15 protein-coding genes and 1 tRNA gene are annotated in these 20,051 nt (G+C 58.8%); 8 read left to right on the top strand and 8 right to left on the bottom strand.

Going from position 1 to position 20,051, the window contains the following annotated elements; translation table 11 throughout:
• The first annotated feature begins 182 nt into the window (after positions 1-182).
• Positions 183-259, top strand: a tRNA-Arg gene (locus tag GOB86_RS10350).
• 396 nt (positions 260-655) lie between these two features.
• On the opposite strand, the gene GOB86_RS10345 is transcribed toward GOB86_RS10350, so the two are convergent.
• Both GOB86_RS10345 and GOB86_RS10340 read right to left on the bottom strand, forming a co-directional pair.
• Positions 656-1,840: a lipase family protein gene (locus GOB86_RS10345; protein ID WP_165992251.1), complete on the bottom strand. Its 1,185-nt coding sequence runs from the start codon at positions 1,838-1,840 to the stop codon at positions 656-658.
• 151 nt (positions 1,841-1,991) lie between these two features.
• Positions 1,992-3,329, bottom strand: a complete 1,338-nt coding sequence (locus tag GOB86_RS10340) for a PQQ-dependent sugar dehydrogenase (protein WP_165992250.1) — start codon at positions 3,327-3,329, stop codon at positions 1,992-1,994.
• Positions 3,330-3,529: 200 nt separating this feature from the next.
• On the opposite strand from GOB86_RS10340, the gene GOB86_RS10335 reads away from it, so the two are divergent.
• On the top strand, positions 3,530-5,125 hold the full coding sequence (locus GOB86_RS10335; protein WP_165992249.1) for an L-lactate permease: 1,596 nt from the start codon (positions 3,530-3,532) through the stop codon (positions 5,123-5,125).
• A 52-nt stretch (positions 5,126-5,177) separates the two neighbouring features.
• Here GOB86_RS10335 and GOB86_RS10330 read toward each other — a convergent pair whose 3' ends face one another.
• Complete coding sequence (locus GOB86_RS10330; RefSeq protein ID WP_165992248.1) at positions 5,178-5,480, bottom strand: putative quinol monooxygenase; 303 nt, start codon at positions 5,478-5,480, stop codon at positions 5,178-5,180.
• Between the two features lie 255 nt (positions 5,481-5,735).
• On the opposite strand from GOB86_RS10330, the gene lgt reads away from it, so the two are divergent.
• The 4 genes from lgt to GOB86_RS10310 are packed head-to-tail and all read left to right on the top strand — an operon-like array spanning position 5,736 to position 9,413.
• On the top strand, positions 5,736-6,584 hold the full coding sequence (lgt, locus tag GOB86_RS10325; RefSeq protein ID WP_165992247.1) for a prolipoprotein diacylglyceryl transferase: 849 nt from the start codon (positions 5,736-5,738) through the stop codon (positions 6,582-6,584).
• A gap of 8 nt (positions 6,585-6,592) precedes the next feature.
• Entirely contained in the window at positions 6,593-7,621 is a 1,029-nt protein-coding gene (locus GOB86_RS10320; RefSeq protein ID WP_165992246.1) for a class I SAM-dependent methyltransferase, read from the top strand.
• Entirely contained in the window at positions 7,618-8,421 is an 804-nt protein-coding gene (pgeF, locus tag GOB86_RS10315) for a peptidoglycan editing factor PgeF (RefSeq protein ID WP_165992245.1), read from the top strand. Before GOB86_RS10320 ends, pgeF begins: the two co-directional genes overlap by 4 nt.
• Entirely contained in the window at positions 8,418-9,413 is a 996-nt protein-coding gene (locus tag GOB86_RS10310; protein WP_242012598.1) for a hypothetical protein, read from the top strand. Before pgeF ends, GOB86_RS10310 begins: the two co-directional genes overlap by 4 nt.
• Positions 9,414-9,459: 46 nt before the next feature.
• On the opposite strand, the gene GOB86_RS10305 is transcribed toward GOB86_RS10310, so the two are convergent.
• The 5 genes from GOB86_RS10305 to GOB86_RS10285 all read right to left on the bottom strand — a co-directional run bounded on the left by GOB86_RS10305 (position 9,460) and on the right by GOB86_RS10285 (position 14,631).
• Entirely contained in the window at positions 9,460-10,869 is a 1,410-nt protein-coding gene (locus GOB86_RS10305; protein WP_165992244.1) for a lytic transglycosylase domain-containing protein, read from the bottom strand.
• A 350-nt stretch (positions 10,870-11,219) separates the two neighbouring features.
• Positions 11,220-12,254, bottom strand: a complete 1,035-nt coding sequence (locus tag GOB86_RS10300) for a transporter (protein ID WP_165992256.1) — start codon at positions 12,252-12,254, stop codon at positions 11,220-11,222.
• A 184-nt stretch (positions 12,255-12,438) separates the two neighbouring features.
• On the bottom strand, positions 12,439-12,714 hold the full coding sequence (locus GOB86_RS10295) for a hypothetical protein (protein WP_165992243.1): 276 nt from the start codon (positions 12,712-12,714) through the stop codon (positions 12,439-12,441).
• A gap of 160 nt (positions 12,715-12,874) precedes the next feature.
• Complete coding sequence (gene hisC, locus GOB86_RS10290; protein WP_165992242.1) at positions 12,875-13,942, bottom strand: histidinol-phosphate transaminase; 1,068 nt, start codon at positions 13,940-13,942, stop codon at positions 12,875-12,877.
• A gap of 116 nt (positions 13,943-14,058) precedes the next feature.
• Entirely contained in the window at positions 14,059-14,631 is a 573-nt protein-coding gene (locus GOB86_RS10285) for an ankyrin repeat domain-containing protein (protein ID WP_165992241.1), read from the bottom strand.
• Between the two features lie 351 nt (positions 14,632-14,982).
• Here GOB86_RS10285 and tkt point away from each other — a divergent pair, with 351 nt between their 5' ends.
• Both tkt and GOB86_RS10275 read left to right on the top strand, forming a co-directional pair.
• Positions 14,983-17,085, top strand: a complete 2,103-nt coding sequence (gene tkt / locus GOB86_RS10280; protein WP_165992240.1) for a transketolase — start codon at positions 14,983-14,985, stop codon at positions 17,083-17,085.
• 87 nt (positions 17,086-17,172) lie between these two features.
• Positions 17,173-20,028 (top strand): bifunctional transaldolase/phosoglucose isomerase, encoded by a 2,856-nt coding sequence (locus GOB86_RS10275; protein ID WP_165992239.1) that lies wholly within the window; start codon positions 17,173-17,175, stop codon positions 20,026-20,028.
• The last annotated feature ends 23 nt before the right edge of the window (positions 20,029-20,051 follow it).

Below are 20,051 nucleotides of genomic sequence, written 5' to 3'. Positions count from 1 at the left end.
GCGCCGCATCTGTCTGTCTCCCCAAAAAAACGGGAAAACAGTCAGCACACGCAGACACAAAGTACAACCCTCACGTGCCACTCTCAGGGCTTAACTGACGACACGCCGTAGAAAAAATTTCAAAAAAATAAAAATTAGGGGTTGCCGGGGGCAGGATGCTCGGCTAAATACCCCCTCACGGCGCACCCGTAGCTCAACTGGATAGAGCACCAGACTACGAATCTGGGGGTTAGAGGTTCGAGTCCTCTCGGGTGCACCATTTCCTCTTTATCATAAATCTAATGTATGCCACAGAATATTTTGTGGCTTTCCGTTGTGTACGCACCAGTTTTGTTGGCCTCCACGTAGCAGGCCAACCCTACGGTTATGGGCCAACAGATTAGTTTTTGAAAAAACCATTGATCTGGAAAAGTGCCATAACAGGCAAAGCCATATCCTGTGGTCTTTATTTTTCAAAAAACACGTAAGGTCCGACCTTGCTACGCCCCCGTTCAACGGGTTTGAAAAACCGAACAGGGCAAAACATCAAACACGCTTGCACAGCTTTGGTCAGAATTGCTGCAAAACTGATCAGATCACTCAACAAACAATTTGACCATTAAAAAACCGGGACGATAAAAATATCCCGGTTTTTCGGACACATTATTAAAGAGGCTTATTGTGCAACCGGTTTACACACAGGCTGAACAGGCTCGCCGTTCATAACCGCTGTTGTAAAGGCTGCGGAATCCACCATGGATGCCAGAACAGCCTGAGAATGGTCCTGTCCCTTATACAAATGGGCCTGCACCACTGTTCCAGCCTGACAGGCATCTTTGACCAGCATCAACTGGCCTTGGGGGGCTACGTCCCTGTCTGTCGTACCAATCCCGACAAATAACGGCACATCCAGCTTGAGGGTCGGGAACGCCATAGCTTTGAACGCAGGAGCCAGAGCCTGTGGCAAGGTGGGTTCAAACGCGTTGGCGCGGGTCAACCCTTCAGCTTTAATACGCTCCATAAGCGGGCGAGCGCAGATTTCTGATGCCGCGTGGAATTCAGGCATGGCCCGCTCCGTAAAGGCCTGCTCCGGGTTAAATGCCGGGTTCAGCCCGGCCTCTGACGCGCCAATCAACAGGGCATAAGCCACAACGGGGTCTATACCGCTCGCACTGTTCTGCGGTTTGGCGTGCAATACAGCCTTAATAACCTCGGGCGACATATAGGGAATGCCCGTGGCAACCACTCCACGCACATGCAATGCTGGCGCGTAGGCCGGTGCATAGGCCGCAGAGGCAAATGCCGCCCCCGCCCCCTGGGACTGCCCCACGATCATGATCGTGTTGCTCAGGTCTGGCAGACCGGCCAGCGCCGCTTTTACGCCATCTAGCACACTATAGGCTTCGGTCCGGGCGTTCAGATAAGGGTGCGTGCCCTCACTCCCTAACCCCTGATAATCGGTCGCGACAATGGCAAAGCCACGGTGCAGCCATTCACCCAGATATGTCTGGTCCCGTGCGGAGCGGGGGTTGCGTGATGGCGCGCAACTATCGGCAATACCCACCGTGCCGTGCGCCCACGCAACAATTGGCCATCCTCCCTTGGGAGCTGGCCCCGCAGGGTAAATAACAACACCTGTAACGGGTACCAGCCCGCTGCCTGAAACTCCGTTGGTGGACAGATACTTTATGCTAAAAGCCGGTCCACTGCCTGCAACTCCAAGATCAGACGCAAGCGGTTGGTGCTGCGTAAGTGTGCCTGACACCTGAACGGGAGGCACTGCCACCGGCTGCGATGGTGTCTGGCAGGCCGCTAGGGCAAACAGGGAAACAGCAGCAACAAGACGTGGTACGGACTTCATGAAATACCCCTTGTACGGGGCTAACCCGCCCCACATTGCACAAAACCGGACGTAGCTTGCACATTCCGCCAGTTTTATGCCCTCAGAGTTTCATCATCCCGCCACGGATGCAAGGACACAAAAAACCAAACACACCGCATGCAAGCCCGACTTAGCGCGCCTGCGTCACGCGCCACACGGTATTGCCCACATCGTCCGCAACAAGGAGTGCGCCATTCTGGTCGACCGCAACACCAACAGGTCGCCCATGCACATGGTCCTCATCCGGGGTCAGAAACCCTGTGAGCACATCCTGCGCAGCACCATCGGGCTTACCAGCGGCAAAGGGAACATAAATAACCCTGTAGCCACTTTTTGGCCGCCTGTTCCATGACCCGTGCTGCCCCACAATAGCTCCCTGCTGCATGGCCTCGGGCAAAAGCTTGGCGGTATTTGTAAATGTCAGACCCAGTGATGCGGTGTGTGGCCCAAGCGCATAGTCTGGCACAAGGGCGGTGGCCACCAGATCGGGGCGTGGAGGCTGCACCCGCACATCCACATGCTGGCCATAATAACTATAGGGCCAGCCGTAAAACCCCCCTTCATGTACCGATGTCATGTAATCGGGGACAAGGTCACTACCAATTTCATCGCGCTCATTGACCGCAACCCATAATGCGCCGGTCTGTGGTTCCCACCCCATACCGTTGGGGTTACGCAAACCCGTTGCATATGGCTCCAGCTTTCCTGTTTGCAGGTCAAGCCTGTCAATCCGTGCGCGCCCTTCCTCCACCGCCATACCATTTTCGGCCACATTGCTGTTGGACCCCACGGTCACGTACAGGAACCGTCCATCCGGGCTGGCCAGAATGTTTTTGGTCCAATGGTGGTTATACCCCGCAGGCAGATCAGCCACTTTTACGGGCGGGGCGGTAATATGCGTATCCCCATCATGGTACGGAAATTTTACAATGGCGTTGGCATTTGCCACGTACAGGTCATTCCCGACCAGCGCCATGCCAAAGGGAGAATCAAGGTGGTCCAGCAGGACCGTCTGCAAGGTAGCAGCTCCTTTGCCGTCCTCATCCCGCAGCAGCATGATCCGATTGGGGCTGGGCGCACCAGCACCCACGGCCCCCATGACAAAACGGGCAATACGGTTCTTGAAAGTTTGTATATCCGTCCCTGGAGAATTGCTCTGGGCTACCAGCACATCACCATTGGGCAGCACATACAGCCAGCGCGGGTGGTCCAGACCGGCTGCAAAAGCCGTCACATCCAGCCCTGCGGCGGGCGTTGGGTGTTCCCCCTGCTTCCAGCCGACGGGGCGGGCAATGTTGACCGTGGGCAATGGCCGCCCCGCAGGGTCAGGCAGCACCGGATTAGGCCCCATGCCCTGCTCTACGGCAAGGTTCGCACGCTCTGTGCGGGAATACTGAACCACGCTCCCGGCCAAGGCGGCACATGCGACAAGCACCCCCCCAGCCACCCAGATGCTCCGACTGCCCATAAATCCGTCCTCCATAACGCCCGCCACACATGGGCGCCTTAAGCCACAACGCAGTAGCCATGTGCCGGTTCACACACCAAAGACCACGCAGGCTGGTGAACCATAACACGAAATTTTATTGCATCCTCCCACAGGAGCACGCGTTACTTCAAACGCTCTCTCCATCATGAGAGAGGCTAACGCCTTGTTTGAGAACAATCATGTTCATACAGCCTCTAGCTCCCGTGGGCCACAGCCTGCTCCTCTCCTTTATTGTCGCGGCCTGCCCCATTCTTGTTACCCTGTTCCTTATGGGGGTTCTGCGCCGCCCTGCCTGGCAGTCCTCCCTTGGGGGGCTGGTTGTGGGGCTGGTTATTGCCATTGGCCTGTGGGGCCTGCCCCCTGCTCTGGCTGTGGCCAGCATTACCAACGGTGTGGTCTTTTCGCTCCTGCCGGTCATGTGGATTGCGCTCTGCGCCCTGCTTCTGTTCAACGTAGCTGTGCATAACGGGCGGTTTGACGCATTCAGGGGCTGGATTATCCGGCATGTCCCCAATGACCGCCGCATTATTCTGATCGTGCTTGGCTTCTGCTTTAGTGCGGCATTGGAAGGCGTTGCCGGATTTGGCACACCCGTTGCCATTACAAGTGCCTTGCTGATCATGCTGGGTTTTCTCGCACTGGATGCGCTGACCTATGTTCTGATCTTCAATTCAGCACCTGTGGCCTTTGGGGGGCTGGGTATTCCCGTAACCGTGCTGGGGTCCATTACCGGGCTACCGCCCGATGTGCTTGGAGCCACCATTGGCCGCCAGCTAACCCCCTTTGCCTGCCTTATTCCGTTTTATGTTATGGCGCTTTACGGCGGGTGGCGCTCCGTGCGCCAGATGTGGCCCATTCTGCTTGTAGCTGGCGGAAGCTTTGCCCTGACCTTGCTGGTGATTTCTGGCGCGGGCCTGTACAGCCTGAGCAATGTACTGTCCTCCAGCGTATCGCTCATAGCCAGCATTGTGTTCCTGCGCTTCTGGCAACCAGCACCCGACCCGGAATACGCCATAGACCTCAGCCAGATTAATGCGGAAAAGCATGCAAGCACAGCCTCCGTGCCGCTCTGGCAAGGCTGGATCCCGTGGGTTACGGTTATTGCCGTGGTTATTGCATGGGACGCACTACACATTGCTCGTATTGGCGCACTGCCCGTACACTGGCCGGGGCTGGACAACGCTGTTTTCATATCGCTTTACAAATCGGTTTATGCTGCGGTCTGGAAGTTTGAACCCCTTGGCACGGGCACGGCCATTCTGGTTTCTGCTATTCTTAGCGCCGTGTTCACCCGCACGACACTTGGCCAGTTTGGTGCCGCCATTGCCACAACCCTGCGGCAGGCATGGCTGGCGGTTGTGACCGTAGCACTCACCATCGGTCTGGCGTTTTTAATGAACTATTCGGGCATGACCTACACACTGGGTTATGCGGTGTCTTCCACGGGCATGTTCTTCCCGCTTATTTCGGTCTTTCTGGGCTGGGTGGCGGTGTTCCTGACCGGGAGCGACACATCGGGCAATGCGCTGTTTGGCAACCTGCAGGTTGCCGCAGCCCACCAGCTCTCGCTCGATCCTGTTCTGTTTGCCTCGGCCAACTCATCAGGCGGGGTCATGGGCAAAATGATCTCGCCCCAGAACATTACCACCGGCGTGTCCGTTACATCGCTTAAAGGCCACGAAGGTGTGGTGCTGGCGCGCACGTTCAAGCACAGCCTGTTCCTGACCTTTTGTATGGGGGTTCTGGTTGTTATCCAGCAGTTTGTCCTGCGGTAAGCCCCCAAACTATCCTGCGCACGGCGTTTCTGCCGTGCGCAGGAACTTGCACTCAGGCTCCGGCCACAGGTTGCAGAATATGAATCTGCACGGGCGCGTCCAACTGGCCCTCAAAGCTTGCAGCCAACTGTTTGAAATGCGGCGTTTCCATATGATCCGCCAGAGCCTGCCGGCTTGCCCAACGTTCAACAAAAATCAGTGTCTGCGGGTTATCCAGGTCACGGTTAGGCACATACTGGCGGTTTGTCGCCTCCGCGCGGGAGGGAGCTACACAGGCCGCCATGGCCTTTGCAACATCGTCCTCACAACCCACTTTGGCCTTGAGAATGGCAACAACCGTAATTTCATCACTCATGGGGTAAGACCTTATATCTTCCAGAAAAGGGATAATATCGGGCATGATAGAAAACTGACAGCGCCCTGACTACCAACCTTTGCCCTGTTTTTGCGCCCCCACACGCCCTGCCACGCATTTGCTGGGTTGGAGGGAACAGGCCCGCCCTTTATAGTCACGCCAAGACCCACCGCATCGGTGGGCCGGTTCCTGCTCAGATTGTCCTGATACCGGACCGCCCATAGCTCTGGCCCCTCGCACCGGATTGACCTCTCCATGCTTCCTGTTCTGATGTTTCCACAGTTCGACCCGGTGCTGGTGCATTTCGGGCCTTTGGCCGTTCGCTGGTATGCGCTGTCCTACATTCTGGGCATTGTGCTGGGGATTATGCTGCTCCGTAAACTGCTTGCCCTGCGCCCGCGCGCTGGCACACCGGAACTGGCGGACGATTTTTTAACATGGGTCACCATTGGTGTGCTTATGGGCGGGCGGCTTGGGTATGTTCTGTTCTACCAGCCGAGCTACTACCTCAGCCACCCCATTTCCATACTGGAGGTATGGCATGGCGGCATGTCCTTCCATGGGGGGGCGCTGGGGGTCATTACCGCCATGGTGCTGTTTACATGGCGGTACAAGCTGAATTTTCTGGCCTTTGCGGACCGGGTGACCGTGGCCGTGCCTATTGGGCTGGGGCTGGGGCGTCTGGCCAACTTCATTAACGGTGAACTCTGGGGCCGCGAGGCACCGGCAAGTCTGCCATGGGCTATGATTTTTCCCACAGGCGGGCCAATCCCCCGCCACCCCTCCCAGCTTTACGAATCCCTGACCGAAGGGCTTTTGCTGTTTTTAATTCTGTACACCGCATCCCGCCGCCAATCCGTGCGCGAACACCCCGGCTTTCTGGCGGGTATGTTCCTCGCAGGTTATGGCTGCGCACGATCTTTTTGCGAGTTTTTTCGTGAACCGGATTCCTTCCTCGGCTACCTGCCCGGCGGCATTACCATGGGACAGCTGCTCTGCCTTCCCATGCTTGTCGCAGGCATTGCCCTGATGCTGAACGCCCGCCACCAGCCCATTTATGGCGGCCTGCCCGACCCACAAGATCAACCCGCTGAAAAAAACTGAACGGACCTATGGCACCACACATCTACCACGCAGAGCGACTTGACCACTTCATGGCACGGGTGAACGCCCAGTATTATGCCGAAACACCGTTCCTGTCGGACTTTATTACCGCGCCAGAAATTTCTCAGGTTTTTGGCGAACTGCTAGGTGCGTGGGCCATTACGGTCTGGCAGGGCATGGGCAGCCCCGCCAAAATCATTCTGGCCGAAGCCGGTCCCGGCCGGGGTACGCTCATGGCCGATGCGCTGCGCGTTATTACCCGTCAGGCTCCTGCCATGGCGCAGGCGCTGAGCGTGCATCTGGTCGAAACATCACCCCGGTTACGGCAGGTTCAGGCTGAAATCCTGCACCCCTACGCCCAGCCGGTGTGGCACAAACATGTGGATGACATACCCGCAGGCCCCATGATCCTGCTGGCCAATGAATTTCTGGACGCACTGCCCGTCCGGCAGTTCATCCAGACCAACACGGGCTGGCATGAACACTACGTTGCCAACAAAACGCTCGAACTCATCTCCTGCGCCCCCCCCATCCTGCCAGACAGCCGCATACTGGAGCCGAATACGGTTGTGGAAGTGTGCGAACAGGCCCAGCATATTGTGCGCGACCTTGCCCACAGATTTGCCCACTCCCCCGGTGTTGCCCTGTTTATTGACTATGGGCACGACACCAATTCAACCGGGGACTCTCTTCAGGCCCTGCGCCATGCCCGCCCGACGCACCCGCTCAAAGCGGAGGAAGGAGAGGCCGACCTGACCACCCATGTGGACTTTACCGCCCTGCTTGCCGTGGCCCGCAAGGCAGAAGCCGCCACTTACGGGACGGAAAATCAGGGCGACTTTTTGCAACATCTGGGCATTATGGAGCGCACTGAACAACTTGCAGGTCAAGCAAGCCCGCAGGATGCAGCCATGCTGCGTTCGGCTGCAAACCGGCTGGTCGCGCCAGAAAAAATGGGGCATCTGTTCAAGGTCATGGCTATGGCCAGCCCTACCCTGCCCACTCCTCCCGGCTTTACGAAAGGTCCGGTTGCATGACCTGCCCGCCCGCCGCACCAGCCAGTCTGGCCCCGCTAACCAGCCCCTTGCTGGGGCAGGCCCGACACGGCTTTTTTACCCGCGAGGGAGGTGTTTCCAGCGGCCCATATGCCAGCCTGAACTGCTCCACCCGCTCGGGCGATACGGCGGAAAATCTGGCCCAGAACCGGGCCCGCGTTGCCAGCCACATGGATGTGCAGGCCAACTGCCTTCTGGGTGTTACGCAAGTGCATGGCCCAACCGTTGTGACCGCCGCCACCGCATGGCCCGCTGGTAGCGGTGCGGAGGCGGATGCGCTGGTCACCAACAACCCAGATCTGGCCATAGGCGTTATTACGGCTGACTGCGCGCCGGTCCTGTTCAGCACAGCACAGGGAACCATTGTTGGCGCAGCCCACGCAGGCTGGCGCGGCGCGTTAAGCGGTGTGCTGGAAGCAACAATAGAGGCCATGCTAGCCCTTGGCACCACGCGTGAAGACATACATGCCGTAGTCGGCCCCTGCATTGCACAGGAAAGTTACGAAACCGCCGAGGACATGCACTCAACCATAACCAGCACGGACAGGCAGGCAGCCCGGTTTTTTGCCCCCGGCAAACGGGCAGGACATTACCAGTTTGATCTGGCCGGATGGTGTGTTTTCCGCCTCCAGCGCGCAGGGCTCAAGCACACTGCCGCTCTGGGTGTGGATACGCTCATGGACGAAAATCGGTTTTTCAGCCACAGGCGGCGGACTCTGGCTGGCGGTGGCCCCATCGGACACCAGATTTCTGTTATCGCCACGGGAACCCGCAACGGATGAAACGCCGCCAGCAGTCTTTACGCCTTGCCCTGCCCTGCTCTGCCCTGCTCCTGCTGAGCGGATGCCTTGATGTCCCCCACCCCTTTGCGCACTCAGGCAGGAACGGGCCGGGGCTGGCGGCCAACGCGCCTCCATCGCGGCTGGATGTACCAACCCCACCCAATGCCCTGCTCTCCGATGCCAATGCCAGCCTCTGGGCAAAAGACGTGGCTCAGGAACTGCTCCAGCAGACCATTCCCGCCATAGCCCAGCCCACACGCAAAGGGGACTGGTGGCTAAATATGCAAGCCGAACTGCGTAACGGGCAGGTCGTGCCCGTCTATACGGTCATGACCCCAAAAAACACGGTCCGAGCCACGCAGGAAGGCCAACCCGTGCCCGTTGAACAATGGTCGGCGGGGGATGGACCATTTTTTGCATTGGTGGCTCAGGACGCAGCAAGCCGCATTGCCGCAGCCCTGACTGGTATTCAGGCCGACGATATGGAAAAAGACCCGCATAGTCTTAAACACCGTGCGGCAAGGGTCTATTTTACCGGTGTCAGCGGTGCTCCGGGGGATGGCAACACATCACTGGCGCAGGCCTTTACCGCTGCGTTCCGCGATAGTGAGGACACGATCCAGAACTCGGCCAAAAATGCTGATTTTATCGTAACCACGACCGTAAAACTCACACCCGGCCCGGCTGGCACTACAGGCCACCCCCAGCAGCATATTGAAATCGTCTGGCGTGTTGTGGACGCAAACGGCAAGGAAGCAGGCGCCGCCACACAACTACACGATATAGACGCCCATTCCCTTGACCAGTATTGGGGCGATGTGGCCGTAGCTGCGGCACAGGAGGCCGCGGCTGCTACAAAACAGATTATCGACCGGTATTCAGGCCGGGATAACGCACCACTTGCTGCCCCCGGCGCACCAGCACCAGCACCAGCACCAGCACCAGCACCAGCACCAGCACCAGCACCAGCACAGTCAGCAACCGCTGGTTGATAGGTCTAGCCCTGAATGCACCGAGTTTGCAGGGACCGCCCCCTGCTCAGGGCCTTGATTCGGGCGAAATAACAACACACCCGCTCAACCTGCGGCACGCCCCCACCGCATCGGTGTGCGACAGGTTGGTCAGGCGCGCGCGGTACAACCGCCCTTTTTTTGCCTGCACAACAGCAATCTGCACACGCGCGCCAGACAGGGATGTGTTCTGGTGCTGCGCCCGCCCAGACGCCTGTTGCGCCAAAGCGGCAGAACCAAAAGCCCCAACCTGAATAGCCCAGTTTCTGGTATCCACCCCTCGCACTTTTCTGCTCAGCAAAGGAGCGGGTTCCGCATGCGCACTGGAAAAGAGGCGTAAATTACCACCCGAGCGCCCTTCCCCCACCGCCACTCTGGCAGGTTCGGCAGCAGCCGGAACAGATTCGGCTACCGGAATACTGGAATCCACAGGATCATCCGTGACCTGAGCCACCTGTACCGGACCATCCGGTGCTGTCTGGGATGCAGCCCCCAGACGCTTGGCCCATATGGCCCGTACATCCGCCGGGCTTTCCGTCAAGCCATCCACTCTTGTTTTACGTGAAACAGGATGCCAGTCCTGCCCGTAGGTAGCAGGTGCCGCACTGGTAGTATCCGTTGCGTCATCCCCAATGGCGTCAGCCACCTGCACGGGTTGCATACTACCCTGCTGCCTGCCCGACCAAGCCGCCCGCACAGCGCTTATCCCGCCCTGATTGTGGGCAGATATACCCCCGACCGCTCTTTGGGTGAACGAATCATGGCTGGCGACCTGCATATCGGCCTGAGAACGGTTAAGCGGTGAAATACCCACAATACGCCGCCCGATGGAGGCCACATAATTCCGCGTCTCCCGCGGCAGGGTGCGGTTGCGGGTTATAAAATCTTCCAGACGCCCCGGCCCGGCATTATACGCCGCCAGAAAACCGGGAGAGCCATACACGTCGTACAACTGTCGCAAATATGCCGTGCCCGCCATAATATTATCGTGCGGTTCGTAAGCGTCCCCACCCAGATTGTAGGTGGCGCGCATTTCATCATAAGTGGGGGGCATAAGCTGCATCAGCCCCATCGCACCGGGGCCGGAGGTCACAAGCTGACCATCATGGAACAGTTTGCCACCGGATTCCTGCTGGATCACGGCACGCACCCATTCCTCGGGCACATCAAAACGTTTGGATGCTTCGCGAATATACGGTCCCCACGGATCTTCCGCCGGGCCGGGGGGCGCGTAGTAGGCGCGGGCATGGGCGCGGTAGAACTCGGCTTCCTGCGCTATGGGAACATCCGTATCGCTGCCGCCGGGCTGGTTGGCGCAGGCCGCCAGCACGGCCAGCAACCCCAGAGCGAGCGCTTTTTTGACCATACGCCCAACCTTGGGCACGGGACTGACGGCACAACAGTCCTGCATCCTGAAAAGGGCCTGTCTGCCTGTCATGCTGTCCAATCCATCCTTGCCGCGGCACAGGAAATTCGACCCGATCCATGCCCGGTCCCGCATGTCCGGGCCAAAAAATACGGCCATGTATTTATACAGGCCACACCCCACATGCAAGAAAACGCTCCCACCGAGCCAAGCCACCCATGGCGGAACCGGCTCCAGTGTGCGCAAAAAACACGGGCATGACCACTTTTACCCAAGCGAATATCGCGGACCATCACACTGTGCCCGATATTCCCAATCGGCAAGCCTACTGCACGACTTGGCTAATTTTATGGCACGCTCAACCGTATGCAGCAATTCCGGTTACAGCCATATTGTTATCCGCCCTGCATAGCAGGCAGGTTTTACAAAAAGCGGATCAGTTTGAGCAAAAACCATGTACCCATCATGATGAGAAAACACAGACCACCCGCATCAACCGTGCCCCACGTACCATTGGTCAGGAACATGCCACCGGTATTCATGCCAAAAAAGCCGGTTACCAGCGTTGCGGGGAGCATGAGAATGGTACCCACGGTCAGAATATACAGCCGTCGGTTGGTTTCTTCCGCCTGATTGGAGGTCAGTTCATCCTGTAAGGAGCGCGCACGATCCTGAAGAGCAAGAAGGTCATCGAGTGCCGCATGAACCTGCCGGTGCGAGCGGTCTTTCAGGTCATCTTCCGCCCATTCTGGCAGTTCCAGTTCCTCATCACGGAAAATACGGTCCACGGGGGCCAGAACCCGCCGCAGTTCAGTGGAACGGCGGCGCACCATACCCAGCAGACCGCTCATGCGGCCCAGATCCGTATCGCGGTCAAGCATCAGCAGCACGTCTTCCGCCCGATCAAGCTGGTCGTCCAGTCGGGCAAAGTCACGCCGCAGCGTATCGGCAAATTCCAGCAGGGCACGGTCCACCACCTTGGCGGGGGAGCGGGGCACCAGACCACGCTTGAGCTCGTGGAACACCACCCCAAGGGCTGGAATGGGGTGGCGGCGGGTTGTTAGCAACAGGTCAGGCTCAAGGGCAAAGCGCCATGTACTGACATTGCGGTCATCATCGGTGGAGGTGTCATCAAACGCGGGGAGCGCGCCAAAAACAATATCCTCCTCGCTTTCCAGACGGGTGCTGCGTTCAAGGTTGGTCAGAACCTGCCGCACTTCCTCTGGCAAGGAGGGAATGGTCTCGATCTGATGGCGCGACATGGTGTGGACAATATCAAAATGAAACCACGCCCAGCCTTCGCCCTCGGCAAACTCGGGGGGGAAGTTCCCGGTTGTCAGGCGGTGAACGACCACATCGCGCTCAAGCTCCTGCGGCTCCTGACCGGGGCGGCAGTAAATGGCCCAGACCAGACCATCACGCAGCAGGGTTCCCCCTTCAGAAAGCAGATCCGTCAGTTGAGACAAGGTGGTTCCAGCCAATTCCGATCTCCCTGCTCTGCTAATCTGTTATGGGGGTTTTTCCAATATACCGCAGAACACCTGATTCTGCGGCAATGATGACGCCAAAAAACGCTACAACACGCACAAGCCACACAAAAAGGGGAGAGGTCAACCACCCCTCCCCTTTCCATGCCATTATTTAAAGAGACCGTATTGTTGGACGGCGCGGAGCATTCCCCCGCTCCTGTTTGGGCCGGGCGGCACCACTGGGGCGGTTGGATTTAAGAACGGGCGCCGCTGTCAGCTCGGCTTCAAGCTGGGCAATGCGTTTACGCACACTCTCCTTGAGTGCTGGAGATGTGTGGGACTTCATGGCAGCCAGCGTTTCCTTCAGGTCACGCAGCTGCTTCTGTTTTTCCGGCAGGGAGCGCCGGATTGGCTGGTTATCAGACATCTGGCCGCGAAAAGCGCGCATGAACAGACCCTCCATCAAATCAAGACCGTGCGGCGGGGTGTGCGGCACGGTTTATGTCTTAAAAATTTAATACCTAGCCGCCTTGCAGCACCTGCCGCGCATACTGCGCCGTACAGGCCCGACCAGAGGCGTAACGGCTGGACAAATGACCAGTCAGTTTTTACGAATTGCGAAGAACACTGTCGCGCAAAACATCAAGCAAGGCCTGACACTGCTCCTGCGTTCCAACCGTAATGCGCAACCACGCCATTGTGCGTTCACCCTTAAGGTGCCGGACAAGAATGGCCCGGGCTCTCAACTGCGCTGCGAGTTCTCCTGCATCACGATCGGGATGGCGAGTGTAAACAAAGTTTGCCATGGACGGCAAGACTTCAAAACCAAGCTCACGCAGCCCCTCGCTCAACATGGCACGGCTGGCCATAACCCGCTGCACGCTCTGGGTAAACCATGCCTCATCCTCCACCGATGCCAAAGCCCCCGCCTGCGCCAGACGGTCCAATGGGTAGGAGTTAAAGCTGTCCTTGACCCGCACCAGAGCCTCAATCAGGTCAGGCTGACCGAAGGCAAAGCCCACCCGTGCTCCCGCCAGTGCGCGGGATTTGGAAAAAGTCTGCACGACCAGCAGGTTGGGGTAATCCCGGACCAGTTCCACCGCACTTTGCGCGCCAAAATCCACATAGGCTTCATCCACCAACACCACCCGGTCGGGGTGCATGTCCAGCAGCTTGCGAATGGCGTCCAGCCCCAGCGCAATACCCGTTGGCGCATTGGGGTTGGCAATAACCACACCACTGCACGGGCCTGTATAGTCCTCCACCACCATGCGCATGTCCGCACTCAGGGGCACCATACGGTAGGGCAGTTTGTACAACCCGCAGTAAACCTTGTAAAAACTATAGCTGATATCGGGGAACAGCAGCGGCTCCCCATGAGCGAACAGGGCTTGAAAAGCGTGGGCCAGCACCTCGTCCGAGCCGTTACCCACAAACACATGGTCCGCGCCCAGACCCACGCGCTGGCCCAGCGCGGTACGCAGGGCCAGCGCCTCGGGGTCGGGGTACAGGCGCATGCTGTCATTCGTAGCGGCTTTTATGGCGTCCAGCGCATGAGGGGATGGGCCATAGGGCGACTCATTCGTATTGAGCTTGATCAGATTGGCAATTTTTGGCTGCTCACCCGGCACATAAGGCGTGAGGGTGTGAACAAGAGGACTCCAGAAGCGGCTCATTCCGATCATTCCATGCACATAAGTTGAACGGCCTGCGCTGGCAGGCCGTTGCTCAAAAAAGGCTCAGTAAAAAAGAGCAGGCAAAGCGCAACCTTACGGTCGGGCCTGAGGCAGCGTCAGGCAGACACGCCTACCGCTTTTTTCAAATCCAGCAAGAGCGCGCCATTCCCCTGCCTTTGCGCCAGATCAAGCGCGTTCAGGCCCTCGCCATCACGAAGCAGCACATTGGCTCCCGCTGCAAGCAGCACACGGGCCACATCGTCCCGCCCGAACATGACCGCGAACATAAGTGGGGTGCGACCAACAGCGTTGGCGGCATCCACCTCGGCTCCGGCTTCAAGCAGCATGTTCGCCAAAGCGACATCCCCTTTAAAAGCCACGCCAGACAGGGCGGTGGAGCCTTTTTCATCCTTCAGATTGGCATCAGCACCACGGTCAAGCAGCACCCGCACCGCATCCCTATGCCCATTATAGGCGGCCAGAATAAGGGGGGTGTAGCCTTTTTCCATTCTCTGGTTCGGGTTCATCCCCGCTTCCAGAAAACGGGCCAGCAGGTCCGCATCCCCTTCTCTGGCAGCGTTAATGAACAGGGCTTCCACCTGCTCACGCGTAAATGCCTGCCCGCCTTCTCCGGCTGCCGGATTGGCGGGGGCCTGCTCGGACTGTGCCCGGGTAGACTCTTCTGTCATGGCTGACCTCCGGAAAAAACGGTTTATCCTGTAAGGGGCAGACCCCTGCCCCGTGCTGAACATCTTGTCTGGTTGCGTGATCGTTTCATTTTGCCACATCGCCCACACGCCGCAAAGCAACTTGTTGGCATATGCCGGGCGGGTGAACATGGCAGAACAACAACTCTTTTGATATAATGGGTTGAACTGGATAACTCCGCAAGGGTTCCGCTTTGGGCAAGCTCGTCTCTTGCCGAAAAATGCAGAACCGTGGAATTGTGCAAAAACTTCTTTTATGGGGCCTCATGCGCAGGCCCCGACCCTATATTTGCGGGCTTTGGCACTAAAGCCCAGCTGGAGGACAGGCCCGCTATGCGCGTTTCTTTTTCTACCCCCCTTCGTGCACCAGCCGGAGCAGAAGCCGGTAGCGTGAACAACCCGGATACACTGTGCATCAACACCATTCGCACACTGGTGATGGATGCCGTGCAGAACGCCAATTCCGGCCACCCGGGTGCCGCCATGTCCATGGCCCCCATTGCCTATACCCTATGGCAGAACACCCTGAACTACGACCCCACGGCACCGCTCTGGCCCAACCGTGACCGCTTTGTGCTGTCCATTGGCCATGCCTCCATGCTGCTGTACGCGCTGATCCATGTTGCAGGCATCCGCCAGGTGACGGACGGCAAGGTAACGGACGCCCCGGCCCTGAGTGTGGAAGACCTCAAGCAGTTCCGCCAGTTTGGCTCCAAAACTCCCGGTCACCCCGAATATGGCCACACCACGGGGGTGGAAACCACAACAGGCCCGCTCGGTGCGGGCTGCGGCAACTCGGTTGGCATGGCCATTGCCGAAAAATGGCTGGCCGCGTGCTACAACAAGCCCGGCTTTACGCTGTTCGACCACCACGTGTACACACTGTGTGGAGATGGCGACATGATGGAAGGCGTGTCCAGCGAGGCTGCATCGCTCGCGGCACATCTTGAACTGGGCAACCTGACATGGATCTACGATTCCAACCGGATCTCCATTGAGGGCTCGACCGAAGTCGCATTCACCGAAAACGTGGCCGAACGCTTTGCCGCCTATGGCTGGCAGGTGCTCGAACTCAAGGACGCCAACGACACATCTGCCTTTCTGGACCTGCTGGCCCAGTCCAAGGCCCAGACCAGCAAGCCAACCCTGATCATCGCACATTCCGTTATTGCATGGGGTGCGCCGCACAAGGCGGGCAAGGCTTCCGCCCATGGCGAGCCGCTGGGCGCTGAAGAAGTGCGTGAGACCAAAAAGTTCCTCCATTGGCCAGAAGACAGCAGCTTTGCCGTGCCAGACGCGGTTCTGCCGCACATGCGCGCAGGTCTTGGCGCACGTGGAGCCGCAGCCCGCACGGCATGGGAAAAACTGTTTGCGGACTACCGCACCGCCCACCCGCGTGAAGCGGGCGAGCTGGACGCGATTTTCAGCGGTTCCCTGCCCGAAGGTTGGGATGCGGACATCCCGCTCTACCCGGCGGACGCCAAGGGCATTGCCTCACGCGCAAGCTCTGGCGAGGTGCTGAACGCCGTTGCAGGCCGCCTGCCGTGGCTCCTTGGTGGCTCGGCCGATCTGGCGCCTTCGACCAAAACACTCCTCAAAGGGCAGGACAGTTTTCAGCCCGCACAGTGGGGTGGCAGCTATGCTGGCCGTAACTTCCACTTTGGTGTGCGCGAACACGCCATGGGGGCCATTGTAAACGGCATGGCCCTGTATGGTCTGCGCCCTTACGGTGCGGGGTTCCTGATCTTCTCGGATTACATGAAGGCCCCTATCCGCCTGTCCGCCCTTATGGGGCTGCCCGTAACCTATATCTTCACCCATGATTCCATTGGTGTGGGGGAAGACGGGCCAACCCACCAGCCCATTGAACAACTGGTGCAGTTGCGTGCAACCCCCGGCCTGACCACCCTGCGCCCGGCCGACGCCAACGAAGTGGCCGAAGCATGGCGCTACCTGATAGCCAACCGCTCCGGCCCCGCCGCGCTGGCCCTGAGCAGGCAGAACCTGCCCACGCTGGACCGCACGCGCTACGCACCTGCCTCTGGCCTGATAAAAGGTGCTTACGTGCTGGCCAGCAGCGAACAGACCCCAAAGGTTATTCTGATCGCAACAGGCAGTGAACTCTCGCTCGCGGTCGAAGCGTATGAAACCCTGAGTGCTGAGGGCGTGCCCGCCCGCGTGATATCCATGCCGAGTTGGGAACTGTTTGAAGCGCAGCCACAATCTTACCGCGAAAGCGTTCTACCCTCCACCGTAACGGGGCGCGTGGTGGTAGAAGCCGGCTCCCCCATTGGATGGGACCGTTACGCTGGCCCCACGGGTGCCATTATTGCCATGAACGGCTTTGGCGCGTCTGGCCCGGCCAGCCAGTTGCTCAAGCACTTCGGCTTTACCGTGGACGCCGTTGTAAACGCCGCCCGCAAACAGGTGGGCTGAACCAGACAGCCAGTCTGGCGTAATGGTTACAGGATAAAGCCCGGCATGCTCCTTGCGAGAAGCCGGGCAGGATAAGGATATACACGTATGACCGCCTCTGTGCCCACAGGCAGCAACCCGTTACAGGCCCTGGCCACGGTCCATCAGTCCCCCTGGCTGGACTTTATCCGCCGCTCCTTTGTGGAGGACGGATCACTGGGCAAACTGGTACATAGTGGCGACATACGTGGTGTGACCTCCAACCCGGCCATATTCCAAAAAGCCATGGGCGAAGGCACGGAATATGACCCGCAGATGCGTGATATTCTGACGCACGAAACACTCTCCCCCGGTGCTCTGTACGAACGGCTTGCCGTAACCGATATTCAGGCCGCAGCCAGTGTGCTGGCTCCTGTTTACGAACAGACCAGAGGACGGGATGGCTTTGTAAGCCTCGAGGTCTCGCCCTATCTTGCGCGCGATGAGGCCGGGACGGCGCATGAGGCAAAACGGCTCTGGGCGGATGTGAACGCCCCCAACCTGATGATCAAAATCCCCGCAACACCGCAGAGCATTCCGGCCATCCGCCAGAGCATTGCTGCGGGGATCAATGTTAACGTCACGCTTATCTTCTCACTCTCGGCATACCGGGATGTGGTGGAAGCGTGGCTGAGCGGGCTGGAGGACCTCAAGGCCCGTGGGGGAAACCTGTCGCGCGTAGCCTCGGTCGCATCGTTCTTTGTCAGCCGGATTGATGGCAAGATAGACGCCGCCATAGACCGCCGGATACAGGCGGGGGACAAGGATGCGGAGCAGCTTAAAGCCCTGCGCGGCAAAGTGGCCATTGCCAACGCAAAAATGGCCTATGTCTACTGGCAGGAAATTATGCAGACCCCGCGCTGGAAAGCGCTGGAAGATGCAGGCGCGCAAACCCAGCGCCTGCTATGGGCTTCCACCGGCACCAAGGACAAAACCTACAGTGACGTGCTGTATGTGGATACACTGATTGGCCCACAAACCGTCAACACCCTGCCCCCCGCCACCATGGATGCCTTCCGTGACCACGGCACGGTCAGCGAGAGCCTGACACGGGGCGTAGCCGAAGCCCGCAAGGTCATGGAAGACGCCGAGCGCCTTCGTCTGGACCTGACCGGCGTGACCTCCACCTTGCTCGATGAAGGTGTCCGTGCATTTGAAGATGCGTTTGACGCACTCCTTGGCTCGGTCGCGGGCAAGCAGATCGCCCTGATGGGCAACAGGCTGACCACCCTGAAAACCAGCCTGCCAGCCGACCTGCAAACCGCACTGAACGCAGGGCTGGAAGAATGGCGCAAAGGGGGCACCATCCGCCGCCTGTGGCGCAAGGACGCCTCCGTATGGACAGGCAAATCCGAAGCAGACTGGGTGAACTGGCTGGGCGTTGTGGATGAACGGCTGGCCCATGTGGCCGAACTGGAGGCTTTTCAGGCCGAAGTTCGGGCGCGCGGCTTCAAGCAGATTCTACTCATGGGCATGGGTGGCTCCAGTATGGGACCAGAAGTGCTGGCCATGACCTTTGGCAAGCACGAAGGTTTTGGCCACCTGTATGTGCTCGACAGCACGGACCCCCAGCAGGTTGCCGCCTTTGAACGCAAGATAGACCCGGCACATACGCTGTTCATCGTTGCATCCAAGTCCGGCAGCACGCTTGAGCCCAATATTATGCTGGCCTATTTTCAGGATCTGGCCAAACGTGCGCTCAAGGAAAAAGCGGGCTCGCATTTTGTCGCCATTACGGACCCCGGCTCCAAGCTGGAAGCGCTGGCAAAGCAGGAAGGGTTCTGGAAAGTTTTTGCCGGAGACCCAAAGATTGGGGGCCGCTACTCCATTCTCTCCAACTTCGGGCTGGTGCCTGCCGCAGCGGCAGGCGTGCCCGTACGTCTGTTTTTGGAGGACGCCCTGCGCGGCGTACGTCTGTGCGATGCCAGTGTGCCGCCAGCACTCAACCCCGGCGTGCAGCTTGGCGCCCTTATGGGCGTTGCGGCCACGGCTCAGGGGCGCGACAAGCTGAGCATTATCTCCACCCCGCAGATTGCCGATTTTGGCGCATGGCTGGAACAGCTTGTGGCGGAATCCACAGGCAAGCACGGCAAGGGCATTATCCCTGTTGATAACGAAACACTCGGTGGCCCCAGCCGCTATGGCCATGACCGCCTGTTTGTTTACCTGCGCCTTGCCCCCGAACACCGGCATGAGCAGGATGAGGCCATTGCAACCCTGATCGAGGCAGGCCAGCCGGTCATTACCATCAACCTGCACAACAAACGCCAGATTGCGCAGGAGTTCTTCCGCTGGGAAGTGGCCACTGCCGTTGCGGGCGCTTTTCTGGGCATTGACCCGTTTGACCAGCCCGATGTGGAATCCACCAAGATCGAAACCCGCAAGCTGACCGAAGCTTACGACAGAACCGGCGCCCTGCCCGCCCAGACCCCGTTTGCGGAATTTGGGCCTCTCGCCTTTTTTACGGACCCCGCCAACGCTGCCGCCGTAAAGGCCGAAAGTGCCTCTGCCATTCTCAAGGCGCATTTTGACCGCGTAAAACCCAATGATTACGTGGCTCTGCTGGCCTTTATCGAACGTAACCGCGAAACGGCAGAATGGCTCCAGCACATGCGCCTACATGTGCGTGATGCCAAAACCATTGCCACATCCACGGGTTTTGGTCCGCGCTTCCTCCACTCCACAGGGCAGGCTTACAAGGGTGGCCCCAACACGGGGGTCTTTCTCCAGATTACGGCAGACAACGCGCGTGACCTGTCCGTGCCCGGCACCGGCTACACGTTTGGCGTGGTCAAGGCCGCACAGGCCCGTGGTGATTTTGACGTGCTGAGCGAGCGCAAACGCCGCGCCCTGCGCGTACATATCCGCGGCAATCTGAAGGAAGGGCTTGCGGCTCTGGCCTCCGCCCTGCATGACGCCCTGTAAGCAAAGACTGAAAGCAAGAGAGA

This window comes from Acetobacter lambici, assembly GCF_011516885.1.
In the GTDB taxonomy this organism is placed as follows: Bacteria; Pseudomonadota; Alphaproteobacteria; order Acetobacterales; family Acetobacteraceae; genus Acetobacter; species Acetobacter lambici.
This window is presented reverse-complemented; position numbering and strand designations above follow the sequence as displayed.